We start from the raw sequence: 20,999 nt of genomic DNA, 5'->3' as shown, positions 1-20,999 counted from the left end.
TTTTCGCTACGTTTTAGAGATGCTTGGAAAATGCGGCAGTATCCGTTAAAGCCGAATGATGTTCAACACATCGCCGGACAGGCTGACTTGTACACCCGCGCCCCACAATGGGTCGCGACGCAGATCCTCGGAGACCTTGTAGTGGCCTGCGATGGACACCAGTTCAGCGCTCATTTGCTGACAGAAAATCCTGGCTTTCGTGTCGCCCTTGACGCCGGCCAACACTCGACCGCGCATCGGGCCGTATACATGGATGTTCCCATCGGCGAGAAGTTCCGCACCCGGGCTGACCGAGGAAATCACCACCAAATCGCAACCCTGGGCATAAATCTGCTGGCCACCACGTACTGGCGACGTGATGATTTTCGTCGGTTTGATAGTCGGTTCCGGCGGTTTTTCCGGTTTTTTCTTCACCTGGCCTTCGAGGGGATCAAGCGCACGCTCACGGGCGCCGGACGGCGGCAGCACCGGCAGATCGACTGCAATGGCGGCCGCGATGTCTTCGATGCGGCTGGCGCGGATGGCCAGGGTGCGCAAGCCATGCTGGCGACAGACGCGCATCAGGCCCGGCAAATCCACCGCGCCTTCGCTGGCCGGGAGCTTGTCCAGGGCCAGCACCAGCGGTGCATTGCTGAAAAAATTAGGCGCCTGAGCGACCTTGGCGGCCAATTGCCGATCAAGGTTTTCGAGGTCGTTGCGGGCCAGTTCCAGCACCGTAATGGCGAGCATGCTGCCCTTCAACTGGAACACGGGATCCTGGTCTTGCGGTTCGGTTTGGCTCATGGTCGGCATACAACGGCTTGTCACTAAAAGTGCCGAGACTTATAACGAGAACGCCCGCAAGCCGCAAGCCGGGTCGAACGATGTAGAATGCGCGGCCATTGTCTTTCCGGAACCTTTAATGGATCGCCCGCGTTTTCGAAAAACATTTCTAATGCCGCGTTTCTGGCCGCTGTGGTGTGGCTTGGGGCTGTTGTGGCTGATTGTTCAGCTGCCGTATCCGGCGTTGCTGTTTATCGGTCGCCTGCTCGGTGCCTTGATGTTTCGGGTAGCCGGCGACCGACGGCGCATCGCCAAACGCAACCTTGAGCTGTGTTTCCCTGAAAAGTCCGCTGCCGAGCGCAAGCGCCTGCTTAAGGAAAACTTTGCTTCCACCGGCATCGCCTTCTTCGAAATGGCCATGAGCTGGTGGTGGTCGCGGCAGCGCCTGGCCAAACTGGCCCATGTCGAAGGCCTGGAGCACCTGAAAAAGGCCCAGCGCGACGGCAAGGGCGTGATCCTGATGGCCTTGCATTTCACCACGCTGGAAATCGGCGCGGCGCTATTGGGGCAGCAGCACACCATCGACGGCATGTACCGCGAGCACAAGAACCCGCTGTTCGACTACGTCCAGCGCCGGGGGCGTGAACGGCACAACCTCGATTCGCTGGCGGTCGAGCGCGACGATGTGCGCGGGATGCTCAAGTTGCTGCGCGCGGGCCGGGCGATCTGGTACGCACCGGATCAGGACTACGGCGCCAAGCAAAGTATTTTCGTGCCGCTGTTCGGCATTCAGGCAGCCACCGTGACCGCCACCAGCAAGTTTGCGCGGCTGGGCAAGGCGTTGGTGGTGCCGTTCACTCAGGAACGTCTGGCGGATGGCAGCGGTTATCGACTGGTGATCCATGCGCCGCTCGAAGGTTTCCCCGGCGAGACTGAAGAGGCCGATTGCATCCGCATCAATCAGTGGGTCGAAGGCGCCTTGCGTGAATGCCCGGAGCAATACCTCTGGGCCCATCGCCGCTTCAAGAGCCGGCCACCCGGCGAGCCCAAGCTGTACAAAAAACGCGGTTGACCCCTTTAAGCGCCATGGAGTGTTGCGATGAGTCTTGCTGAACCGGTTACAGGGTTGATTCTTTCCGGCGGCGGGGCTCGAGCGGCGTATCAGGTGGGCGTGCTGGCGGCTATTGCCGAGTTGCTGCCGCTGGGCGCGGCGAACCCGTTTCCAGTGATCGTCGGCACCTCGGCCGGGGCGATCAACGCGGTCAGTCTCGCCAGCGGTGCGATGGATTTTCGTGGCGCCATCGAGCGTTTGACTGCGTTCTGGCAGGGCTTTCGCAGCCATCTGGTGCTGCGCAGTGACTGGCCCGGCGTCATCCATCAAGCCAGCCGCTTTGTCAGTCACAGTTTGCTCGGGCTTGGCGCTCACGTGCCGGTGGCATTGCTCAACAGTTCGCCGCTGCGTGGGTTGCTCAACGACAAACTGAACATGGCCGGCATCGCCGAATCCATTGCCCAGAAACAGTTGCAGGCGGTCGCCGTGACGGCGTTTGGCTACGAATCCGGCCAGGCGGTCACCTTCTATCAGGGTGGCGGCACTATCGATTCGTGGCTGCGCCATCGGCGTATCGGCATTCCGACCCAATTGAGTGTCGAGCATTTGCTGGCCAGTTCGGCCATTCCATTGCTGTTCGCCCCGGTGAAAATCGGCGAGGAATACTTCGGCGACGGTGCAGTGCGCCAATCCGCCCCGATCAGTCCGGCCCTGCACCTGGGCGCCACTCGCGTGCTGGTGGTGGGTGTCAGCGGCAACCCGCGTGGTGTCGACCCGGAGCAACCGCTGCAGCGCGCCTATACCGGGCAACAACCGACCCTGGCGCAGATTGGTGGGCACATGCTCAACAGTACGTTCATTGACAGCCTGGAAAGTGACATCGAGTTGTTGCAGCGTCTGAACCAGTTCAGCCACTTGATGCCCGCGGGGACGCCGACCCGTGCGTTGGGCGTGGCGCCGGTGGAGGTGCTGGTGATTTCGCCGAGTCAGCCGATCGATGAAATTGCGGCGCGGCATCGGCAGGAATTGCCGGCGGCGTTGCGCCTGTTTCTGCGGGGGCCTGGGGCAACGAAGACGAGCGGGGCGGGGGTATTGAGTTATCTGCTGTTCGAGGCGGGGTATTGCAGCGAGTTGATTGATCTGGGGCGGCGGGATGCGCTGGCCAAGCGTGAGGAGCTTTGCCGGTTTCTTGGGTTGCCGGAGCCTGTAGTTTCGGCTTGAGATGGGTGGTGTGGCTATCGCGGGCAAGCCACGCTCCCACAGGTTTTGTGTCGTTTCACATAACTTGAAGCGATCCAAAACCCTGTGGGAGCGTGGCTTGCCCGCGATGGCGTCCTAAAGAACGCCAATTACAGCCGGATCAGAAGTGAACCTTGACCAGCAAGCTCGTCGCGCTCTGATCAGTCTTGAAGCCCTGGCTGTCTTCGATACCGTATTTGTTTTTCCAGTAGTCATATTCGATACCGACGTACAACTGCTTGTCGCCCAGCTTCAGTGCCTTGCCCAAGTCGTATTTGATCTGTGGGTTAAAGTGCAGGTTGGCGTGGTATTCGCCTTCTTTGTTGACGTCGTTGTCGACCACCCAGTCCATGAAGCCGTCGATCACAACGTCCGAGCTACCCATCGGGATGGTGTAGGACCAGACCGGAGAGACCTGCCAGATGTTGTCACCCGGGCGGCCGCCTTCGCTGTGACGGTTGTAGAAGTTCAACTGGAAATAGTCGAAGCCCGGGATGGACAGGTCGAAACCCGGACCGATCAGGTACGACTCGGTATCGTTCTCGCCAAACTCATAGGTCATGGCCAGCAGCACGTCCTTGATTGGGCCGAATTCCAGCTTCTGATCGAAGATCTTGCCGAACGACAAACGTGGGCTGAGTTCGCCGTAGTAGGTGTTATCACCCGCATAGGCGTCTTTCTTGCCGTTGTAGAAGATCTTGTCGATGAAGAAGTAGTTGTCGCCGTACTTCCAGCCATCGGCGTGCTCGAAGGTCACTGTCTGCTGGATGTTCGGGTTGACCTGGAAATCCTTACCGTACAGGTAGGTCAGGCTGTTGGTCTGCCATTGCAGCAGGTCGCCGGCCATGGCCTGGCCGCCGGCCAGTAAAGATCCCGCGAGCATCAGGCTGGTGCACGTACGTTTCATTCGGTTGCTCCCAAAAAGTAGGTGGTTCCACGTTATTTTTTTAAGCTCGGCGCTCTGGTGTGGCGCCTGTTTCTGTAGCGGTAAAAAATCATCCATTCGGTCAGCTTTAATGCTGTTAGCAAGAGCTGCGCCAAGGTTTTCAAAAAGCAAAAAAACTCCCGCTCGGCTGCTCAAAAACAGTCGATTGAGAGGGGGTGTGGAATGCCTTGGTACCGTCCAGAGCCGGGATAAGCTGGCTTTCTGGTCAGGAATTAAATCCGGGCTTTTTTTTAAAGCGGATTCAGGCGGCCGCGGAGAATACTGACTACTCGGCCAGGTCTCAAGTGCCCCGCAACAGCGCACCGACGACAGGTGTGGGGCACGGTTATCTGAGGTTGGCCGCTCGTTGCTAAACGAGCGGCTTGAGTCGGTAAAAACCATCTGTTGCTTCCTCTTGTTTTTATTGTTGAGGCGCAGGCAGTCCCGCCTGTGGGAATGAATTCCCACAGGTTTTGTGCTCGTCTGTATTAATGCGGGTGAGCAGGGCAGTCGTTGATGGCCGCGCGCTCGGCGCCACCCAAAATGTTGAACAGCAGGTTCAGCGTCAGGGCGCTGATCGTGGCCATGGCGATACCGCTGTGGGTAATCGGGCTCATCCATACCGGCAGGTGGGCAAAGAACTCGGGGCGCACCACCGGGATCAATCCCATGCCGATGCTGACGGCCACCAACAGTTGATTTCGGCGGTCGCCGATGTCGGCTTCCTGAAGGATCTTGATGCCAGTCGCGGCCACCATGCCGAACATCGCAATCGCCGCACCGCCGAGGACCGCTGGCGGAATCGACGCGACCAGGAAGGCGGCTTTGGGCAGCAGGCTCAAGACGATCAACAAGCCGCCAGCGACGATGGTCACCGAACGGCAGCGCACGCCGGTCATCTGCACCAGGCCGATGTTCTGTGCGAAAGAGGAGTGGGTGAAGGTGTTGAAGAACCCGGCGAAGAACGAGGCGCCGGCGTCACACAGCAAGCCGCGACGCAGCATCCGTGGGCAGACTTCCTGGCCGGTGATCTTGCCCAGGGCGAGGAACATCCCGGTGGACTCGACGAAGATGATCACCACCACCAGGCACATCGACAGAATCGGGGCGAGTTCAAACTTCGGCATGCCGAAATGCAGCGGGGTGACGAATTGCAGCCACGGCGCTTGCGCCATGCCGCTGAGGTCGACCATGCCGATCAGACCGCAGAGCACGTAGCCCAGGCACATGCCGATCAACACGGAAATATTGACCCAGAACCCCCGCATGAAACGGTGCACCAGCAAAATGGTGCCCAGCACCAGCGCGGCAATGGTCAGGTAAATAGGCGAGCCGAATTGTGTGGCGCCGGCACCGCCACCGGCCCAGTTGACGGCCACGGGGAACAGCGACAAACCGATCGAGGTGATCACGGTGCCTGTCACCAGGGGCGGGAAGAAGCGCACGACTTTGGACATGAAGGGCGCGATGAGCATGCCGAAGAAACCGGCGGCGATGGTCGCACCGAAGATTCCTTGCAGACCGATGCCTGGCATGCCGGCCATGGCAACCATGCTGCCGACGGCGGCGAAACTGGCGCCCATCATCACGGGCATGCGGATGCCCATGGGGCCGATGCCCAGGGACTGGACGATGGTGGCGATGCCGGCGACCAGCAAGTCGGCGTTAATCAGAAAGGCGATTTCTTCACGACTCAGGCCAGCGGCCTGTCCGATGATCAGCGGCACCGCGATGGCGCCGCCGTACATCAGCAAAACATGTTGCAGACCGACCAGGATCAGTTGCAAAAGGGGCAAACGCTGAATGGCGGGTGCGTCGGGGATGCGCGCTTTGGATAGCTCGGACATGCAACACCTCGGGTCTTTTTTATTCTTGTGATTTTTGTATCAGGCAGACCTGTGGCGAGGGAGCTTGCTCCCGCTGGGTTGCGAAGCGACCCCAAAAGAGGGACTGCTACGCAGTCCAGCGGGAGCAAGCCCCCTCGCCACAAAAGCCTGCTTTTCACAGGCTTCTGTGTTGCTTAGTTGGTCTGGGCTCCCTGCACAATCCAGGCACCAATCAGGTCACGTTCCTGCTGGGTCATCTGCGTGATGTTGCCCAGTGGCATGATCTGGCTGGTGACGGCCTGAGCCTGAATGCGCGGCGCGTTCTGACGGATCTGCTCGGGGGTGTCGAACATCACACCGGCAGGGGCCGCGCTGAACAACGGGCTGGTCGGTTTGGCCGAGTGGCAAACCGCGCAACGCTCCTGAATCACGCTGTGGACCTTGTCGAAACCAGGGCCGGCGTTAGAGGCTTGAGCAGGTGCGGCGGCGGGTGCTTCTGCGGGTTTGGCATCAGCAGGTTTCAAACCTCCGCCCACTGCGGTTTCCGGCAGCGGTTGGTATTCGATCTTCACAGGGGCCTTGGCCACGTCCGGGCTGGTCATCGGCGCAGGGCCGGTGACGTAAGCCAGGCTGATCATGCCGACCGCGGCCACTGGCAGCGTCCAGGCGAACTTGTGGCTGTCATGACGGGTGTTGAAGTAGTGGCGCACCAACACCGCCAGCACCGCGATCCCGGCCAGGATCAGCCAGTTGTATTGGCTGCCGTAAGTGCTCGGGAAGTGGTTGCTGATCATGATGAACAGCACCGGCAAGGTGAAGTAGTTGTTGTGACGCGAACGCAGCAAGCCTTTGGCCGGCAGCGCCGGATCGGGCGTGCGGTTCTCGGCAATCGCGGCAACCAGTGCGCGCTGTGCCGGCATGATGATGCGGAACACGTTGCCGACCATGATGGTGCCGATGATCGCGCCGACGTGCAGGTACGCACCACGACCGCTGAACACTTTACTGAAGCCGTAAGCGGCGCCAATGATCAGCACGAACAGGATGAAACCGAGCAGGGCAGGGCGTTTGCCCAGGGCCGAGTCGCAGAGGAAGGAGTAGACGAACCAGCCGACGAACAGCGAGCCGATGCCCAACATCACACCTTCAGGGCCGCTCAGGCTGCTGCCCGGTGCCAGCAGGTACAGCGTCGGGTTGGAGTAGAACACCACGCACAGCAGCGCGATCCCCGACATCCAGGTGAAGTAGGCTTCCCATTTGAACCAGTGCAGGTTGTCCGGCATGGTCGGTGGAGCCAGTTTGTATTTTTCCAGGTGATAGATACCGCCGCCGTGGATCGCCCACAGATCGCCCGCCAGACCACTTTTCGGGTTGACCCGATTGAGGTTGTTTTCCAGCCAGACGAAATAGAACGACGCACCGATCCAGGCCACGCCAGTAATCATGTGAACCCAGCGCACGCTAAGGTTCAGCCATTCGAACAGATGTGCTTCCACAGTCTTTACCTCTCGCCTGTCACCCTGTTGTCGAGTGATCAGACCTTCTCTTATTGGTGGGGGGCGAGGATCAAACGCTCATCCTCTTTGAAAAAATGCTCATCGCAGTTATTGCCTGTGCCACTGCGATCAACCACCAGGAAGTCATCCCGCTTTTCGATCGTCAGCACCGGGTGGTGCCAAACGCCGCGATGGTAATTAATGCCCTGCCTGCCGTTGGTGACGAAGGCGCGGACCAAGCCTGATACAGGTTCATCGCCAAGTGGCGCGACCACGATCAGAAAAGGGTTGCCGAGCAGCGGAATAAACGCCTGGCTGCCCAGCGGGTGACGCTCCAGCATGCTGACGGTCAGCGGCATGTCCTGCGCGTCGGCGCGGAAGATACTGATGATCGCGTTGTCCTCTGGCGTGGCGGTTTGCACCGTCGCCAGTTTATGAAAGCGCATGGTCGAACCGTTGTTGATCATGAAGTGATCGCTGCCGTCGGTTTCGATCACGTCACCGAAAGGGGCGAAGGCTTCTTTGGTCAGCGGTTCAATCGTCAGTGTGCGCATGCTGGTCTTCTTATCCAAAATTCTGTGTTGTTAGTTCTGACGTCTTCGCGAGCAAGCCCGCTCCCACAGGGGAATGCATTTCAAATGTGGGAGCGGGCTTGCTCGCGAATGGCCTCACCGCTTATTTAGCGACCTTGCCGAGAACGCGCAAGCGGCTCACACCACCATCCGGGAACACGTTCAGACGGATATGGGTGATTGGACCCAGTGCCTTGATCTGCTCGGCGAAGGTGTGTTCGGCGTGCATTTCCAGTTTCTGCGCCGGCAGCAGTTCGCGCCAGAACAACGATTGGGTTTCGATCTGGCTGTCGGTGCCGCCTTTCACGAATGCGCCCTGGATCGAGCACGTGTCCGGGTAGTTGCCCTTGAAGTGCAGGGTGTCGACGATGACTTTCTCGACTTCACCGGCATGGCCCAGCGCGACGATCACCCAGTCATTGCCCGGGGTACGACGACGAGCGGTTTCCCAGCCGTCGCCCATGTTGATGCCACGGCCCGGGTTAAGGATGTTGCTCATGCGGCCGAAGTGTTCATCGGAGCAGGCGAGGGCGCGGCCACCATTCAGCGCTGCTGCCAGATCGATTTGCTCGTTATCGCCCACAGCGGACCAGTCGCGGTGTGGCACACCGTACACGCGCAGACGGGCCACGCCGCCATCCGGGTAGATGTTGAAGCGCAGGTGGCTGAACGCCTGATCGTTGTTGATTTCGTGGAAGTGGTGGCTGTTGCCTTGCAGCTCTACAGCGGACAGCACCTCAACCCACTGGGTGTTTTCAGTTGGCTCGCCTTCAGCCAGGAAACAGGCTTCCAGGGAAGCCGACGGCGGGAAGTTGCCGGTGAAGAATGAAGTGTCGATGTCGACGCCTTTGATCGAGCCCGGTACACCAAGGCGGATCACGGCGCTGTCGTAGCCTTCGAAGCGCTTGCGGCGCGACTCCCAGCCGTCCATCCACTTGCCGTTGTCATCGAACACGCCTTCTTTCCACACAGCCGGGGTCGGCTGGAACAGGCGGTTGGCATCAGCGAACCAGTCATCGGTGACCGAGATGATTTTGGTGCCCAGGCGGGCATCGGCCAGGTTGACGAACTTCTCGAAAGGTACGGCGTAAGCTTTCATTCTTCTTGTCTGCCTTTAATAAGTTGGCTTGGGATGCTTGCAGTGCCCTGGGCGATGTATGTATGCGTTCAATGTCGCTCGGGCAAAGCTCGCTATAGGGTCAGTAAACGGAACAACGCAATCTTGTTGATCTCTGCCAGCGCGCATTTGAACTCGGTGTCGACCGAATTGTGAATGCGCGTTTCGAACGCCGCGAGGATCTGATGCCGGTTGCTGCCTTTTACCGCCATGATGAAGGGAAACTTGAACTTGGCTTTATAGGCGTCGTTCAGCTCGGTGAAGCGTTGGAACTCTTCGGCCGTGCATTGGTGAATACCGGCGCCAGCCTGTTCATTGGTGCTGGCTTCGGTCAGTTCTCCCTGGACGGCCGCACGGCCTGCCAGGTCCGGGTGAGCGTTGATCAAAGCCAGCTGGCTTGCGTGATCGGCGCTCAACAGGATGTCGCTCATGCGCTGGTGCAGGGTTTCGATCTCGTCGATCGAGGCGTCCTGGCCCAGGTCGAAGGCCTTCTCGGCCACCCATGGCGAATGTTCGTAGATGTCGGCGAAAGCGGCGACGAACGCATCGCGGCTCAGGCTCGATGGCTTCAGCGTTTGAAAGGTGCTCATTGGGCAGCCCCTTGGTACGGGTGGGTTTCGTGCCAGTGGCGCGCGATGTCGACGCGGCGGCTGAACCACACCTGTTCATGACTTTTAGCGTATTCGATAAAGCGCTTGAGCGACGCCAGACGCGCCGGACGGCCAATCAGGCGGCAGTGCAGGCCGATCGACAGCATCTTCGGGGCTTCGGCGCCTTCAGCGTAAAGCACGTCGAAGGCGTCCTTGAGGTATTCAAAAAAGTCGTCGCCCTTGTTGAAACCCTGGACCTGGGTGAAGCGCATGTCGTTGGTGTCCAGGGTGTACGGGATCACCAGGTGCGGCTTGCCGGTCGGGTTGTTCGGTTCCCAGTAGGGCAGGTCGTCGTCGTAGGTGTCGCAGTCGTAGAGGAAACCACCTTCTTCCATCACCAGTCGACGGGTGTTCGGGCCGGTGCGACCGGTGTACCAGCCCAGTGGGCGTTCGCCAGTGATTTCGGTGAGGACGCGGATCGCTTCGAGCATGTGCTCGCGTTCCTGCGCTTCGTCCATGTACTGGTAGTCGATCCAGCGGTAGCCGTGACTGCAGATCTCGTGGCCGGCATCGACCATCGCGCGGATCACGTCCGGGTGGCGCTGGGCGGCCATGGCGACGGCGAAGATGGTCAGCGGAATGTCGAATTCCTTGAACAGCTTCAGAATCCGCCAGACGCCGGCACGGCTGCCATACTCGTAAAGGGATTCCATGCTCATGTTGCGCGCGCCTTGAAGCGGCTGCGCCGAGACCATTTCGGAGAGGAAGGCTTCGGATTCTTTATCGCCGTGCAGGATGTTGCGCTCGCCGCCTTCTTCGTAATTGAGTACGAAAGACAAGGCGATGCGGGCATTGCCCGGCCAGTGTGGGTGAGGAGGGTTACTGCCGTAACCGATCAGGTCGCGTGGGTAGTCAGCGCTCACTGCAGTCTTCCTTCTTATTCGTGTTGACAGGTTGTGTGGCGCCTTGGCGATGGAATTCAGGCTGGCGTCACAGCGATGGACTGATTGTATACAACTTTATATCCACTTTGTAAGCCTGAATTTCTGCATTTTTCGCGAACTGTCATGAATGACTGGTATTGCAAGAAACCTGCCTGACTAGTCAGCTAAAGGATAGAGGGGCCGCTGATCGTAGGGTGTGGCGGAAATTCGCTGAAAATTTGCGACTGGCGGGCATGGCGGGAAATATGTCGTTTTTATTGTGTACAATTTTTTTGAAAAGTGTCTTAATCAATCGCTCGCCGCAGTGATTCGTGCTCCGAATCGGTGCGGTCTCCTTTTCAACTGACTTCGGGAGGCGCGAGGTCTGGCTGCTCCACGCAGGCAGGCGCGCAGAATCAATGGGACGTTTGACAACACACGTTTTGGACGCTGCACACGGTTGCCCGGGCAGCTCGATCAAGGTCGAGTTGTACCGTGTTGAAGGTTCTCAGCTGGAATTGGTCGCCAGTGCGACAACCAACAGCGATGGCCGTGTCGATGCACCGCTGCTGCAAGGCGATGACTACCGTACCGGGGTCTATCAGGTTCAGTTTCATGCGGGCGATTACTACCGCGCCCGTGGCGTTCAGCTGCCGGAGCCGGCGTTTCTCGATGTAGTGGTGCTGCGTTTCGGCATCTCTGCGGAACAGGATCACTACCATGTGCCGCTGCTGATTTCGCCGTACAGCTATTCCACGTACCGCGGCAGCTGATCCCCCAAGCAGCTGCCTCAACCTGGAAGCGACTGCGCATATAGCTTCTTTGGTCTTTCGCCCGCTCACACTGCGGGCTTTTTTTCGTCTTCAAGAAATCTGGTGTGGCTGCTGACCCCTTCGCGAGCAAGCCCGCTCCCACATTTGAACGTCAGTGCAACGGAGATCAAATGTGGGAGCGGGCTTGCTCGCGAAGCTTTTAGCGGCTCAAAAGGGATGCGGCGCCTGCACCACCAAACAGCGCCGCACTCACTCGATTAAACCAGCTCTGCCCCTTGCCACTGCGCAGATATCGCGCCGCGCCATGCGCACCCAGCCCATAAGCCAATTTGCACAGCAGGTCGAGCACGGTCCAGGTCGCAATCATCACCAGCAACTGCGGCAAAAACGGTTGTTCCGCGCTCAGAAACTGCGGCAAGAAAGCGGCAAAAAACAGAATGTCTTTCGGATTGCTCGCGCCCAGCACAAACGCACGCCCGAACAGTGCACGAAAACGTGGCACCGGCGCCGCCTGAGGCACTTCGGCGCCCACCGATGGCTGGCGCGATTGCTGCCAGCTCTGCCAGGCGAGGTAGAACAGGTACAGCGCCCCGACGATTTTCAGCGCGCTGAACAGCTGTTCCGACGCCAGCAGCAAGGCGCCCAGACCCAGCGCGGAAGCACTGAGCAAGCAGATCGAAGCAATCACGCCACCGAGAAACGCCGGGTAGGAGCGGCGCAAACCGTAATTCAAACTGTTGCTGATCATCAGCAACGACAGGGGCCCCGGGATCAGGATCACCACCAGCGCAGCGCCGCTGAACAGCAGCCAGGTTTCCAGACTCATCACTTTCCTCCATTTGTGCAAAAGCCCCACCCGGTGGGGTGAGGCTGTTTTGAAACACTGTGTTTGAAACGTAAGCGCTTACAAGAAAATGAACTTGGCGATGAAGATTGCGCAGAGCACCCACAAGCTGACGGAGATTTCCTTGTACTTACCGGTGCCGGCCTTCAGCGCCACATAGGTGATGAAACCCAGTGCAATGCCGTCGGCGACCGAGAAGGTCAGCGGCATCATGATTGCGGTAACGATGGCCGGAATGCTGTCGGTCGCTTCGTCCCATTCGATGTGCTTCATACCGCCCATCATCAGCATCGCCACATAAATCAGCGCGCCGGCGGTGGCATAGGCGGGAATCATCCCGGCCAGTGGTGCGAAGAACATCGCGGCAATAAATAGCACACCGACGGTCACCGCGGTAAGACCAGTCCGACCACCCGCAGCAACACCCGCTGCACTTTCAACATAACTGGTGACCGGCGGAACACCCACGATCGCGCCAAAGACGCTGGAAGCACTGTCGGCTTTCATGGCGCGGGAGAGGTTCTCGATTCGCCCGTCGGCGCCGACCAGGTTGGCGCGCTGGGCCACGCCCATCAGGGTGCCGGCGGTGTCGAACATGTGCACGAAGAGGAACGCCAGGACCACGCTGATCATGCTGACGTTGAACACTCCGGCCAGGTTCATCGCCATCCAGGTCGGGGCAAGGCTCGGCGGGGCCGACATGATGCCCTCGTAGTGCACCAGGCCCAGGCCCCAACCGGCCAGGGTCACGGTGATGATGCTGATGAGGATTGCGCCGAACACTTTGTGGTAGCTGAGGATGGCGATCATCAGGAAGCAGACGGCGGCGAGCAGCGGGCCGGGTTCGCGCAGGGAGCCGAGCTTGATCAAGGTGGCCGGACTATCGACAACGATGCCTGCGGTTTTCAGGCCGATCAGGCCCAGGAACAAACCGACGCCGGCGCCCATGGCGAAGCGCAGGCTCACTGGAATGCTGTTGAGCAGCCATTCGCGAATCCTGGAAAAGGTCAGGATCATGAACAACACACCGGAAACAAACACCGCGCCGAGGGCGGTTTCCCAGTTGTAGCCCATGGTGCCGACCACGGTGTAGGTGAAGAAAGCGTTCAGGCCCATGCCCGGCGCCAAGCCGACGGGCCAGTTGGCGTAGAGGCCCATCAACAGGCAACCCAGCGCAGCCGCGATGCAGGTCGCCACAAACGCTGCGCCGTGATCGATCCCGGCGTCGGCCATGATGTTGGGGTTGACGAAGATGATGTAAGCCATGGTGATAAAGGTTGTCAGACCGGCGATCAGCTCGGTCTTCACCGTGGTGCCGTGCAAGGTGAGTTTGAAGATGCGCTCAAGCAAGCCATTGCGTAACGGCGGCGAGAGTTCCAGCGTCGATGCTTCGGATTTGCGGCTTTCCACAGCGAATACTCCTCAAGAGTTTTATTGTTATTTCCAGGACCGGACCCATGAGGGTGGCAGCGATCCTTTGAGGCACTTGCGAATTTGTTGACCGTCTGGTCAGGAACTCGCTCGAAGTGGATTATGCTTTTGTATACAAAGAAAGCAAATAATGTTTTCGATTTTGTTTACGAAAAGTTTGGCGATAAGGATATATCGCCTGTGCGGAAGCCTTCGCGAGCAAGCCCGCTCCCACATTCAACCGCGTTCGTTCAGGGGCATGCGGTTGAATGTGGGAGCGGGCTTGCTCGCGAAGGCGCCAGACCACCCACTTGAGGGGAGGGTAGAAACAAATAAACCGGCCATTGGGCCGGTTTATTTTTGACTGGGATTTGTGGTGGAGTCAGTCAGCTCACCACACAACCATCAAGCAGCAGCAAACCGCTTATCCAGATAATCAATAATCACCTTGGACTCATACATCCAGGTGGTCTGCCCATTTTCTTCAATACGCAGGCACGGCACCTTGATCTTGCCACCTTGCTCCAGCAGGGTCTGGCGATCCTGTTCGTTGTTCTTCGCATCACGCAGTGCCACCGGCACATTCAGGCGACGCAGGCTGCGGCGGGTTTTCACGCAGAACGGGCAGGCGTGGAATTGATACAGGGTCAGGTCCTTGGCGGCGGAGTTGACCTTGGCTTGCGCCTCGGCAGCGCGCTGCTTCTTGCCGGGGCGGGTGATGAAGTCGATGAAGATGATCAGTTGGCCAAGGCCGACACGAAGCGCTTTTACGAACACGTTGAAAGCCTCACGGTACGAATGAAGAAGGGCGCGCAGCTTACCTGATTTTTTGCAGACGAAAAAAAACCGGCGATGAATGCCGGTTTTCTTCGTGCCGAACGTTACTTGATCAGGCTGAGAAACTCGCTGCGGGTGGCCGCGTTTTCGCGGAACTCACCAAGCATCACCGAAGTGATCATCGACGAATTCTGTTTCTCCACACCGCGCATCATCATGCACATGTGCTTGGCCTCGATCACCACCGCAACGCCCAGGGCGCCGGTGACTTGCTGGACCGCATCGGCGATCTGGCGGCTGAGGTTTTCCTGGATCTGCAGGCGGCGAGCGTACATATCGACGATTCGCGCCACTTTCGACAGGCCCAATACTTTGCCGCTCGGGATGTAAGCGACGTGCGCCTTGCCGATGAACGGCAGCAGGTGGTGTTCGCACAACGAGTACAGCTCGATGTCCTTGACCAGCACCATTTCGCTGTTGTCGGAGCTGAACAAGGCACCGTTGGTGACTTCTTCGAGCGTCTGTTCATAACCGCGGCAGAGGTACTGCATGGCTTTGGCGGCACGCTTTGGCGTGTCGAGCAGGCCCTCGCGGGAGACGTCCTCGCCCAGTTGGCCGAGAATCGCGGTGTAATTCTGTTCCAGGGACATGAAACTACCTGTGGGGATTTTCGCAAAGGGCAAGGGTACGGTGGCAAACACGGCGCTGCAAGCATGACGCGACAGCTTTACTCGTCGCGACCTTCCATCATGGTGCGTTTGAGCATCACATACACCGCTCCGGCGCCGCCATGTCTGGCCTGGCACGAGGTGAAGCCGAGCACCTGTGAATGCTGGCGCAACCACGTGTTGACGTGACTCTTGATCATCGGCCGCTTGCCGTCCAGACGCACGGCTTTGCCGTGGGTGACGCGCACGCAGCGAATTTCGAACTTGGTGGCTTCCGCCAGAAAGGCCCAGAGGGTTTCCCGGGCCTTTTCCACGCTCATGCCGTGCAGGTCAAGGCTGCCCTCAAACGGAATCTGTCCGATCTTGAGCTTGCGCATCTGGCTTTCCTGGACACCGTCACGGGCCCACATCAACTCGTCTTCCGGGCCGACATCGATGACGAACTGATCGGACAGCCCATCCACGGTGGTCGCATCGGTACGAATGGTTGCGGCTTGACGCAGCTTAGCGATTTGCGCGCGGTCGGCCTTGGGTTTACCGGTTTCGGCGCGATCGTGCTTGATCGGCTTGACGCCTTGGATCGCACTTTTGAACAGGGAAAAATCGTCGTCTTGCATGTCAGCCTCCGCGAAGGTCGGCCAGTTTACCCAAGTCGAGGCGCTATCCATAACAATTGAGGCCCGGCTGATGCCAGGCCTCGGTTCAATCGTGTTTTTTCATCAGGTGCGGGGACATGTTCAGCTCTCGCGACTGACGCGAACGGCGCCGGCAGCGACGCCACAGCCACACGCCGAGGTACAGCACGAACAGGCCAACCGCCAGGACCACCGCCGCACCGGTGCGGCTGGTGTTCAGTTCGCCCAGCGCGGGGACGTGGCCAAACAGGCTGGCGGCAGCGGCCATGGCGAGCAACACACCGCACGTTGCCAGCAACGCGGCAAAGGCCGCGCCAATACGAAAACGCCAGTTGCGTTGGCCTTTGGGCCGCAAGCGGCGAGCGTCAAAACCATCGGATAACTTCATTCCGACCTTCCTCAATGGGTATCGGCCCTTCGACCGGGAGTTGACCGGGATGTTCCTGAGGCTAAGACAATTGCGGCAAACGAAAGGCTTTTGCAGATGAGCGGCGCTATTGGCCGCTCGTCACGGGACGATCAAATCAGGTCGTGAGTGAGCGCGAGGGTGGCGAAATTGTCCGCCATGATCGCCATTTCGGTCTGCTGAACGTGCTCGGCACTCAGTACGCCGCCCTTGTAAGGCAAGTCGCGCGTGGCGCAGGCGTCTTCCACCAGCGTGCAACGGAAACCCAGGTTCTTGGCGGCACGCACCGTGGTGCTGACGCTGGAATGGCTCATGAAACCGCAGACGATCAGGTCAAGGGCGCCGAGGTCTTCCAGGCGTTTGGCCAGTTCGGTGCCGTGGAACGCACTCGGCAGCAATTTGCCGAGGATGGTTTCGTCGGCCTGTGGCTCAAGGCCGGGGATGAACTCACCGCGCTCGCCTTGTGGGTCGAATAGTCCGCCGACCGTACCGAGGTGGCGTACATGCACGATGGGGCGGCCGGCCGCACGGGCAGCCGCCAGCAATTGCTTGATGTTCGCGACGGCAGCGTCCATGCCGCTCAGGGCCAGCGGACCGCTGAGGTATTCCTTCTGGGCATCGATGATGACAAGGGTCGCATGGCTCAGATTGGCTGCTGCGTAACCGCGGCCGCTGAGTTGAAACATCGTTTTTGGAACGGACATTCTGGGGCTCCTTGGAGTGGGGCTTTTGCGACATTGTCCTCTGGCTGAGCGGTTCTGTGAATCGCTACTATCGTAGGCGCCGTCATTACTGGCTCGCAGCCTTGTCAAGTTGCGGGTTTTGTTCAATAGCCAGCGGCAAAAAGGGATCGATCCTACATCTGGTCCGGTATTTTTCCTGCGTCGTCGCGGCGCGTTTTGGCTGTTAGAATCGCCAGTCGTTTTTTCTGGAGTTTGCCGTCGTGATCACTTCCCGCCTTCGTACCCTGCGTGACCATATCCGTTGGGCCGTCAGCCGCTTCCATGGGGAGGATCTGTTTTTCGGCCATGGGACCGACAACGCCTGGGACGAAGCCCGTCAACTGGTGTTGGGTGCATTGCACTTGCCGTGGGAAATCGCCGACAGCTACCTCGACTGCGCGCTGGAAGATGATGAGCTGGTGAATCTGCAGCGCTTGCTCAAGCGCCGCATCGAAGAACGCATTCCGACCGCTTACCTATTGGGCGAAGCGTGGTTCTGCGGCATGTCCTTCATCGTCGACGAGCGCGTGCTGATCCCGCGTTCACCGATTGGCGAGCTGATCGAAAAACGCTTCGAACCTTGGTTGGGCGCAGAGCCTGCGCGCATTCTCGACCTGTGCACCGGTTCCGGTTGCATCGGTATCGCCTGTGCCTACGAGTTCCAGAACGCCGAAGTGGTGCTGGCCGATCTGTCGTTCGAAGCGCTGGAAGTGGCCAATCAGAACATTGAGCGTCACGGTGTCGATGAGCGGGTGTACACGGTTCAGGGCGATGGCTTTGATGGCTTGCCGGGTCAACGTTTCGACCTGATCGTGTCGAACCCACCCTACGTCGATGCGGAAGATTTCGCCGATATGCCGGACGAGTATCAGCACGAACCGGAGCTGGGCCTGGCCTGTGGCGATGACGGTTTGAACCTGGTGCGCCGCATGCTCGCTGAAGCAGCGGATCATCTGACCGAGAAAGGCTTGCTGATTGTCGAAGTGGGCAACAGCCAGGTTCACGTCGATGCGCTGTACCCGGAAGTCGATTTTGCGTGGCTCGATTTCGAGCGCGGCGGGCATGGGGTGTTTATGTTGACGGCTGAACAGTGCCGCGATCATCAGGCATTGTTCGCTTCTCGCGTCTGACTGAATCCGCTTTTGTGGTGAGGGGGCAAGCCCCCTCGCCACAAAAAAGCTATCAGCGATGCGTAGCAATCCAGATCAACAACCCCGCCTGAAACACCGCAAACGCCACCAGGCACGTAATGGTAAAGCGCAGCCCGGCGTCTTCACGCTTGTACTTGCTGACTTTTTCCTCGTGCGTCTTCAGTTTCACTTCCTGCTCGGCCAGGTTCTGCTCGGCCTGCTGAAGCATTTGCGCGGCTTCGAGAATTTCCACCAGTTGCAGCTTTTCAGTGTTCCACTCGCCCGTCAGGTCGCCGACCTGCACGTCTTTGACGCTGCCCTTCAAATGCTGGGCATCGGCATACACCACCTCAAAACCATGGGCCTTGAGAAAGTGATCGCGGCGCAGTCGCGTGTCTTCGTTCAGCGCATCTTTATTGTTCAGATCCGTGCCGTCGACGGTGTAACCGGACCAGCGCTTCTTCGCCCACGTGATGCCTTGAGCGGCCATGAAGCGGCCGATGCCACGGTTCATCGGTTCAATCTGCAGGCCACTGTCGGGCCCGAAACGCACGCGCTTGGTGGTGTGGTCGACCCACACGTCGAGGTGATTCTGTTCTTTGCGCACACGCTGGCCGGGCAGGGTGATGCTCATGCGCATCAGGCTCTGCTCCTTGCTGTTGCGTTCGGCGTAGCCGAATTCGACAAAGCGCAGCGGTCGCCCGCCGGTATTACGGTCGGTTTTCAGCGGCGCCAGACGGAGCATCTTGTGGTGCTCGACGTGGACGTCCGCCCACGGCAGCTCAACCGCTGGCGGTGCGTCTTTTTCAGCGGTGGTGTCGGGTGAAGTCTGGGTATCAGTCATAACGGCGCGATCCTGTCCAAGCCCTGCCGCCAGCCATTGCGCTGGCGACAAAGGCTTATCGGCCGTTTTTGACAGGACTGGAGGGGCAACAGCGCTTAACTGGGGCGAAGTCCGTCAATAAATCCGAGGATGCGCGTGCCAAGCTCGGCCGCCAGTGGCAATTGCGGGTCTTTATACGAGGCCAATTGCCGTTTGACGTCGTTGGGCACGATGCGCATGACGTGGTTCATGCCGTCGATCAGCGCCAGCTCTGCGTCCGGTTTGGCCGCCTTCAGCAGCCTGGCGTCACCGACACCCACCTGAATGTCGTTGCTGCCCTGAATGATCAGCGCCGGCATCTTCAACCTGGCGAACGCTGCCGCCGGGTCCTGACGGAACAATGAAATCAGGTACGGCTGCACACTCGGGCGGAAAACCGTCTGAAGGGGAGGCGGCACGTTGTCGTCGGTGTGACCGGCCTTGAGGCTGTCGAGCAGCTCATTGCTGCGCTGCATCAGCGCCGGTGGCAGTTGATTGCTCAATTGTTGACGCAACACCTGATCGACCGGGCGAGCGCTGCCGGACAGCGAGATGACCGCCGCGGCGTCCACACTCGGCGCCGCCAGGGTGGCGATCAGCGCGCCTTCGCTGTGGCCGAGCAGAATCAGCGGGCCGAAACGCGGATCACTTTTCAGCTTTTGGCCCCAGGCTTCGGCATCGGCCACATAGGCTTCTACCGACAGATTGCGTTCATCCGGCGTGGCGGCAAGGCTCGCTGCCACCCCGCGTTTGTCGTAGCGCACGCTGGCGATGTTGTGTTTGGCCAGCACCCAGGCGAGCCGTTTGAGGCTGTCATTGCGTCCGCCGTCGGTGTTATTGCCGTCACGATCCGTAGGGCCGGAGCCGGAAATGATCAGGACGACCGGCACAGGATTGTCGGACTTGGGCAGTAACAGCGAGCCGAAAAGCTCACCGGTGCCGGTATCCAGCGTAATAGGTCGTTGCAGGACGCTCGCCTGCACGTAGCCGGTAAACAGGGTCAGGCTCAAGGCTAGAACTCGCAGCATCATCACGCCATCATTCACAAAGATGCCGTTTGGACTCGCCGGCACCCATAAGGTTCGAGGATGAACTACTCGGGTAGCCTGCGTATACTGGCGCGCATTACGTATTCAGGTTCTATTTCACGGAGCGTCCTGCATGTCCGGCAATACCTACGGCAAGCTGTTCACTGTCACCACCGCGGGCGAAAGCCATGGTCCGGCGTTGGTCGCCATTGTCGACGGCTGCCCGCCGGGGCTGGAGATTTCCCTGGAGGATTTGCAGCGTGACCTGGACCGCCGCAAGCCGGGCACCAGCCGTCACACCACGCAACGCCAGGAAGCCGACGAAGTCGAAATCCTCTCCGGCGTGTTTGAAGGTCGCACCACCGGTTGCTCCATTGGCCTGCTGATCCGCAACACCGACCAGAAGTCCAAGGACTACTCGGCGATCAAGGATCTGTTCCGCCCGGCCCACGCCGACTACACCTATCACCATAAATACGGTGAGCGCGATTACCGTGGCGGTGGTCGCAGTTCGGCGCGGGAAACCGCGATGCGCGTAGCGGCTGGCGCGATTGCCAAGAAATACCTGGCAACCCAAGGCATCGTCATTCGCGGCTACATGAGCCAACTTGGCCCGATTGAAATCCCGTTCAAGACCTGGGACTCGGTGGAAGAAAACGCCTTCTTCAGCCCTGACCCGGACAAAGTCCCGGAGCTGGAAGCCTATATGGACCAGCTGCGTCGCGATCAGGATTCAGTTGGCGCGAAAATCACCGTGGTGGCTGAAGGCGTGATGCCGGGCCTCGGCGAGCCGATTTTCGACCGCCTCGACGCTGAACTGGCCCACGCGCTGATGAGCATCAACGCGGTGAAAGGCGTGGAAATCGGCGCCGGTTTCGCCAGCGTGGCCCAGCGCGGCACCGAACACCGCGATGAAATGACCCCGGAAGGTTTCCTCAGCAACAATGCCGGCGGCATTCTCGGCGGTATTTCGTCCGGTCAGCCGATCGTCGCGCATCTGGCGTTGAAGCCAACGTCGAGCATTACTACGCCGGGCCGTTCCATCGACATTCATGGCAACCCGGTGGACGTCATCACCAAGGGCCGTCACGACCCGTGCGTCGGCATCCGCGCTACGCCCATCGCTGAAGCGATGATGGCCATCGTGTTGATGGATCACCTGTTGCGTCACCGTGGGCAGAACGCTGATGTGCGCGTGAGCACCCCGGTGTTGGGTCAGCTTTAATGGCTGACCTTGGGTCTG

Annotated in this window: 22 protein-coding genes; 5 read left to right on the top strand and 17 right to left on the bottom strand. The window is 59.4% G+C overall.

Going from position 1 to position 20,999, the window contains the following annotated elements; genetic code table 11:
- Positions 1-45: 45 nt before the first annotated feature.
- Positions 46-783: a septum site-determining protein MinC gene (gene minC, locus EAH78_RS08790; RefSeq protein WP_123434623.1), complete on the bottom strand. Its 738-nt coding sequence runs from the start codon at positions 781-783 to the stop codon at positions 46-48.
- Between the two features lie 118 nt (positions 784-901).
- On the opposite strand from minC, the gene EAH78_RS08785 reads away from it, so the two are divergent.
- Both EAH78_RS08785 and EAH78_RS08780 read left to right on the top strand, forming a co-directional pair.
- A complete protein-coding gene (locus tag EAH78_RS08785) occupies positions 902-1,834 on the top strand; it encodes a lipid A biosynthesis lauroyl acyltransferase (RefSeq protein ID WP_140667204.1) in 933 nt (310 codons plus the stop codon).
- A 27-nt stretch (positions 1,835-1,861) separates the two neighbouring features.
- A complete protein-coding gene (locus tag EAH78_RS08780) occupies positions 1,862-3,034 on the top strand; it encodes a patatin-like phospholipase family protein (RefSeq protein ID WP_140667203.1) in 1,173 nt (390 codons plus the stop codon).
- A gap of 139 nt (positions 3,035-3,173) precedes the next feature.
- Here the strand turns inward: EAH78_RS08780 and EAH78_RS08775 are convergent, their stop codons facing one another.
- The 7 genes from EAH78_RS08775 to puuE all read right to left on the bottom strand — a co-directional run bounded on the left by EAH78_RS08775 (position 3,174) and on the right by puuE (position 10,501).
- Positions 3,174-3,959, bottom strand: coding sequence for an outer membrane protein OmpK (locus EAH78_RS08775; RefSeq protein ID WP_140667202.1), 786 nt, complete (start codon positions 3,957-3,959; stop codon positions 3,174-3,176).
- Positions 3,960-4,465: 506 nt separating this feature from the next.
- Positions 4,466-5,824 (bottom strand): nucleobase:cation symporter-2 family protein, encoded by a 1,359-nt coding sequence (locus tag EAH78_RS08770; protein ID WP_140667201.1) that lies wholly within the window; start codon positions 5,822-5,824, stop codon positions 4,466-4,468.
- Between the two features lie 173 nt (positions 5,825-5,997).
- Positions 5,998-7,299, bottom strand: a complete 1,302-nt coding sequence (locus EAH78_RS08765) for a urate hydroxylase PuuD (protein WP_140667200.1) — start codon at positions 7,297-7,299, stop codon at positions 5,998-6,000.
- 50 nt (positions 7,300-7,349) lie between these two features.
- Positions 7,350-7,853, bottom strand: coding sequence for an ureidoglycolate lyase (locus EAH78_RS08760; RefSeq protein WP_010456681.1), 504 nt, complete (start codon positions 7,851-7,853; stop codon positions 7,350-7,352).
- Positions 7,854-7,974: 121 nt separating this feature from the next.
- Positions 7,975-8,970, bottom strand: coding sequence for an allantoicase (gene alc, locus EAH78_RS08755; protein ID WP_121733428.1), 996 nt, complete (start codon positions 8,968-8,970; stop codon positions 7,975-7,977).
- Positions 8,971-9,062: 92 nt separating this feature from the next.
- Positions 9,063-9,578, bottom strand: coding sequence for a 2-oxo-4-hydroxy-4-carboxy-5-ureidoimidazoline decarboxylase (gene uraD, locus EAH78_RS08750; RefSeq protein WP_140667199.1), 516 nt, complete (start codon positions 9,576-9,578; stop codon positions 9,063-9,065).
- On the bottom strand, positions 9,575-10,501 hold the full coding sequence (gene puuE / locus EAH78_RS08745; RefSeq protein ID WP_008031461.1) for an allantoinase PuuE: 927 nt from the start codon (positions 10,499-10,501) through the stop codon (positions 9,575-9,577). The genes uraD and puuE overlap by 4 nt, the downstream gene beginning before the upstream one ends.
- Positions 10,502-10,920: 419 nt before the next feature.
- On the opposite strand from puuE, the gene uraH reads away from it, so the two are divergent.
- On the top strand, positions 10,921-11,274 hold the full coding sequence (gene uraH / locus EAH78_RS08740; protein ID WP_042558430.1) for a hydroxyisourate hydrolase: 354 nt from the start codon (positions 10,921-10,923) through the stop codon (positions 11,272-11,274).
- Positions 11,275-11,473: 199 nt separating this feature from the next.
- On the opposite strand, the gene EAH78_RS08735 is transcribed toward uraH, so the two are convergent.
- The 7 genes from EAH78_RS08735 to EAH78_RS08705 all read right to left on the bottom strand — a co-directional run bounded on the left by EAH78_RS08735 (position 11,474) and on the right by EAH78_RS08705 (position 16,718).
- A complete protein-coding gene (locus EAH78_RS08735) occupies positions 11,474-12,100 on the bottom strand; it encodes a LysE family translocator (protein ID WP_140667198.1) in 627 nt (208 codons plus the stop codon).
- Positions 12,101-12,178: 78 nt separating this feature from the next.
- Positions 12,179-13,528 carry an NCS2 family permease gene (locus EAH78_RS08730; RefSeq protein ID WP_140667197.1) on the bottom strand — a complete coding sequence of 450 codons (1,350 nt, stop codon included), beginning with the start codon at positions 13,526-13,528 and terminating at the stop codon, positions 12,179-12,181.
- A gap of 405 nt (positions 13,529-13,933) precedes the next feature.
- Positions 13,934-14,305 (bottom strand): glutathione S-transferase N-terminal domain-containing protein, encoded by a 372-nt coding sequence (locus tag EAH78_RS08725; RefSeq protein ID WP_140667196.1) that lies wholly within the window; start codon positions 14,303-14,305, stop codon positions 13,934-13,936.
- 104 nt (positions 14,306-14,409) lie between these two features.
- Positions 14,410-14,955, bottom strand: a complete 546-nt coding sequence (gene folE / locus EAH78_RS08720) for a GTP cyclohydrolase I FolE (RefSeq protein ID WP_003204506.1) — start codon at positions 14,953-14,955, stop codon at positions 14,410-14,412.
- 77 nt (positions 14,956-15,032) lie between these two features.
- Positions 15,033-15,590 carry a Smr/MutS family protein gene (locus EAH78_RS08715; protein ID WP_140667195.1) on the bottom strand — a complete coding sequence of 186 codons (558 nt, stop codon included), beginning with the start codon at positions 15,588-15,590 and terminating at the stop codon, positions 15,033-15,035.
- An 85-nt stretch (positions 15,591-15,675) separates the two neighbouring features.
- Entirely contained in the window at positions 15,676-15,996 is a 321-nt protein-coding gene (locus EAH78_RS08710) for a hypothetical protein (protein WP_123434160.1), read from the bottom strand.
- A gap of 131 nt (positions 15,997-16,127) precedes the next feature.
- Positions 16,128-16,718, bottom strand: a complete 591-nt coding sequence (locus tag EAH78_RS08705; RefSeq protein WP_027922498.1) for a cysteine hydrolase family protein — start codon at positions 16,716-16,718, stop codon at positions 16,128-16,130.
- Between the two features lie 239 nt (positions 16,719-16,957).
- Between EAH78_RS08705 and prmB the strand changes: the two genes are divergently transcribed.
- On the top strand, positions 16,958-17,866 hold the full coding sequence (prmB, locus tag EAH78_RS08700) for a 50S ribosomal protein L3 N(5)-glutamine methyltransferase (RefSeq protein ID WP_027922499.1): 909 nt from the start codon (positions 16,958-16,960) through the stop codon (positions 17,864-17,866).
- A 52-nt stretch (positions 17,867-17,918) separates the two neighbouring features.
- Here prmB and EAH78_RS08695 read toward each other — a convergent pair whose 3' ends face one another.
- Together EAH78_RS08695 and EAH78_RS08690 are read right to left on the bottom strand one after the other, a co-directional pair.
- Positions 17,919-18,710, bottom strand: a complete 792-nt coding sequence (locus tag EAH78_RS08695; RefSeq protein WP_140667194.1) for a hypothetical protein — start codon at positions 18,708-18,710, stop codon at positions 17,919-17,921.
- Positions 18,711-18,805: 95 nt separating this feature from the next.
- Positions 18,806-19,759, bottom strand: coding sequence for an alpha/beta hydrolase (locus tag EAH78_RS08690; protein WP_140667193.1), 954 nt, complete (start codon positions 19,757-19,759; stop codon positions 18,806-18,808).
- 130 nt (positions 19,760-19,889) lie between these two features.
- Here EAH78_RS08690 and aroC point away from each other — a divergent pair, with 130 nt between their 5' ends.
- A complete protein-coding gene (aroC, locus tag EAH78_RS08685; RefSeq protein ID WP_007914036.1) occupies positions 19,890-20,981 on the top strand; it encodes a chorismate synthase in 1,092 nt (363 codons plus the stop codon).
- The last annotated feature ends 18 nt before the right edge of the window (positions 20,982-20,999 follow it).

Source organism: Pseudomonas arsenicoxydans (assembly GCF_006438915.1).
Classification (GTDB): Bacteria; Pseudomonadota; Gammaproteobacteria; order Pseudomonadales; family Pseudomonadaceae; genus Aquipseudomonas; species Aquipseudomonas arsenicoxydans_A.
Note: the sequence above shows the minus strand (reverse complement) of the source record. Positions and strands in the feature narration are given on the sequence as shown.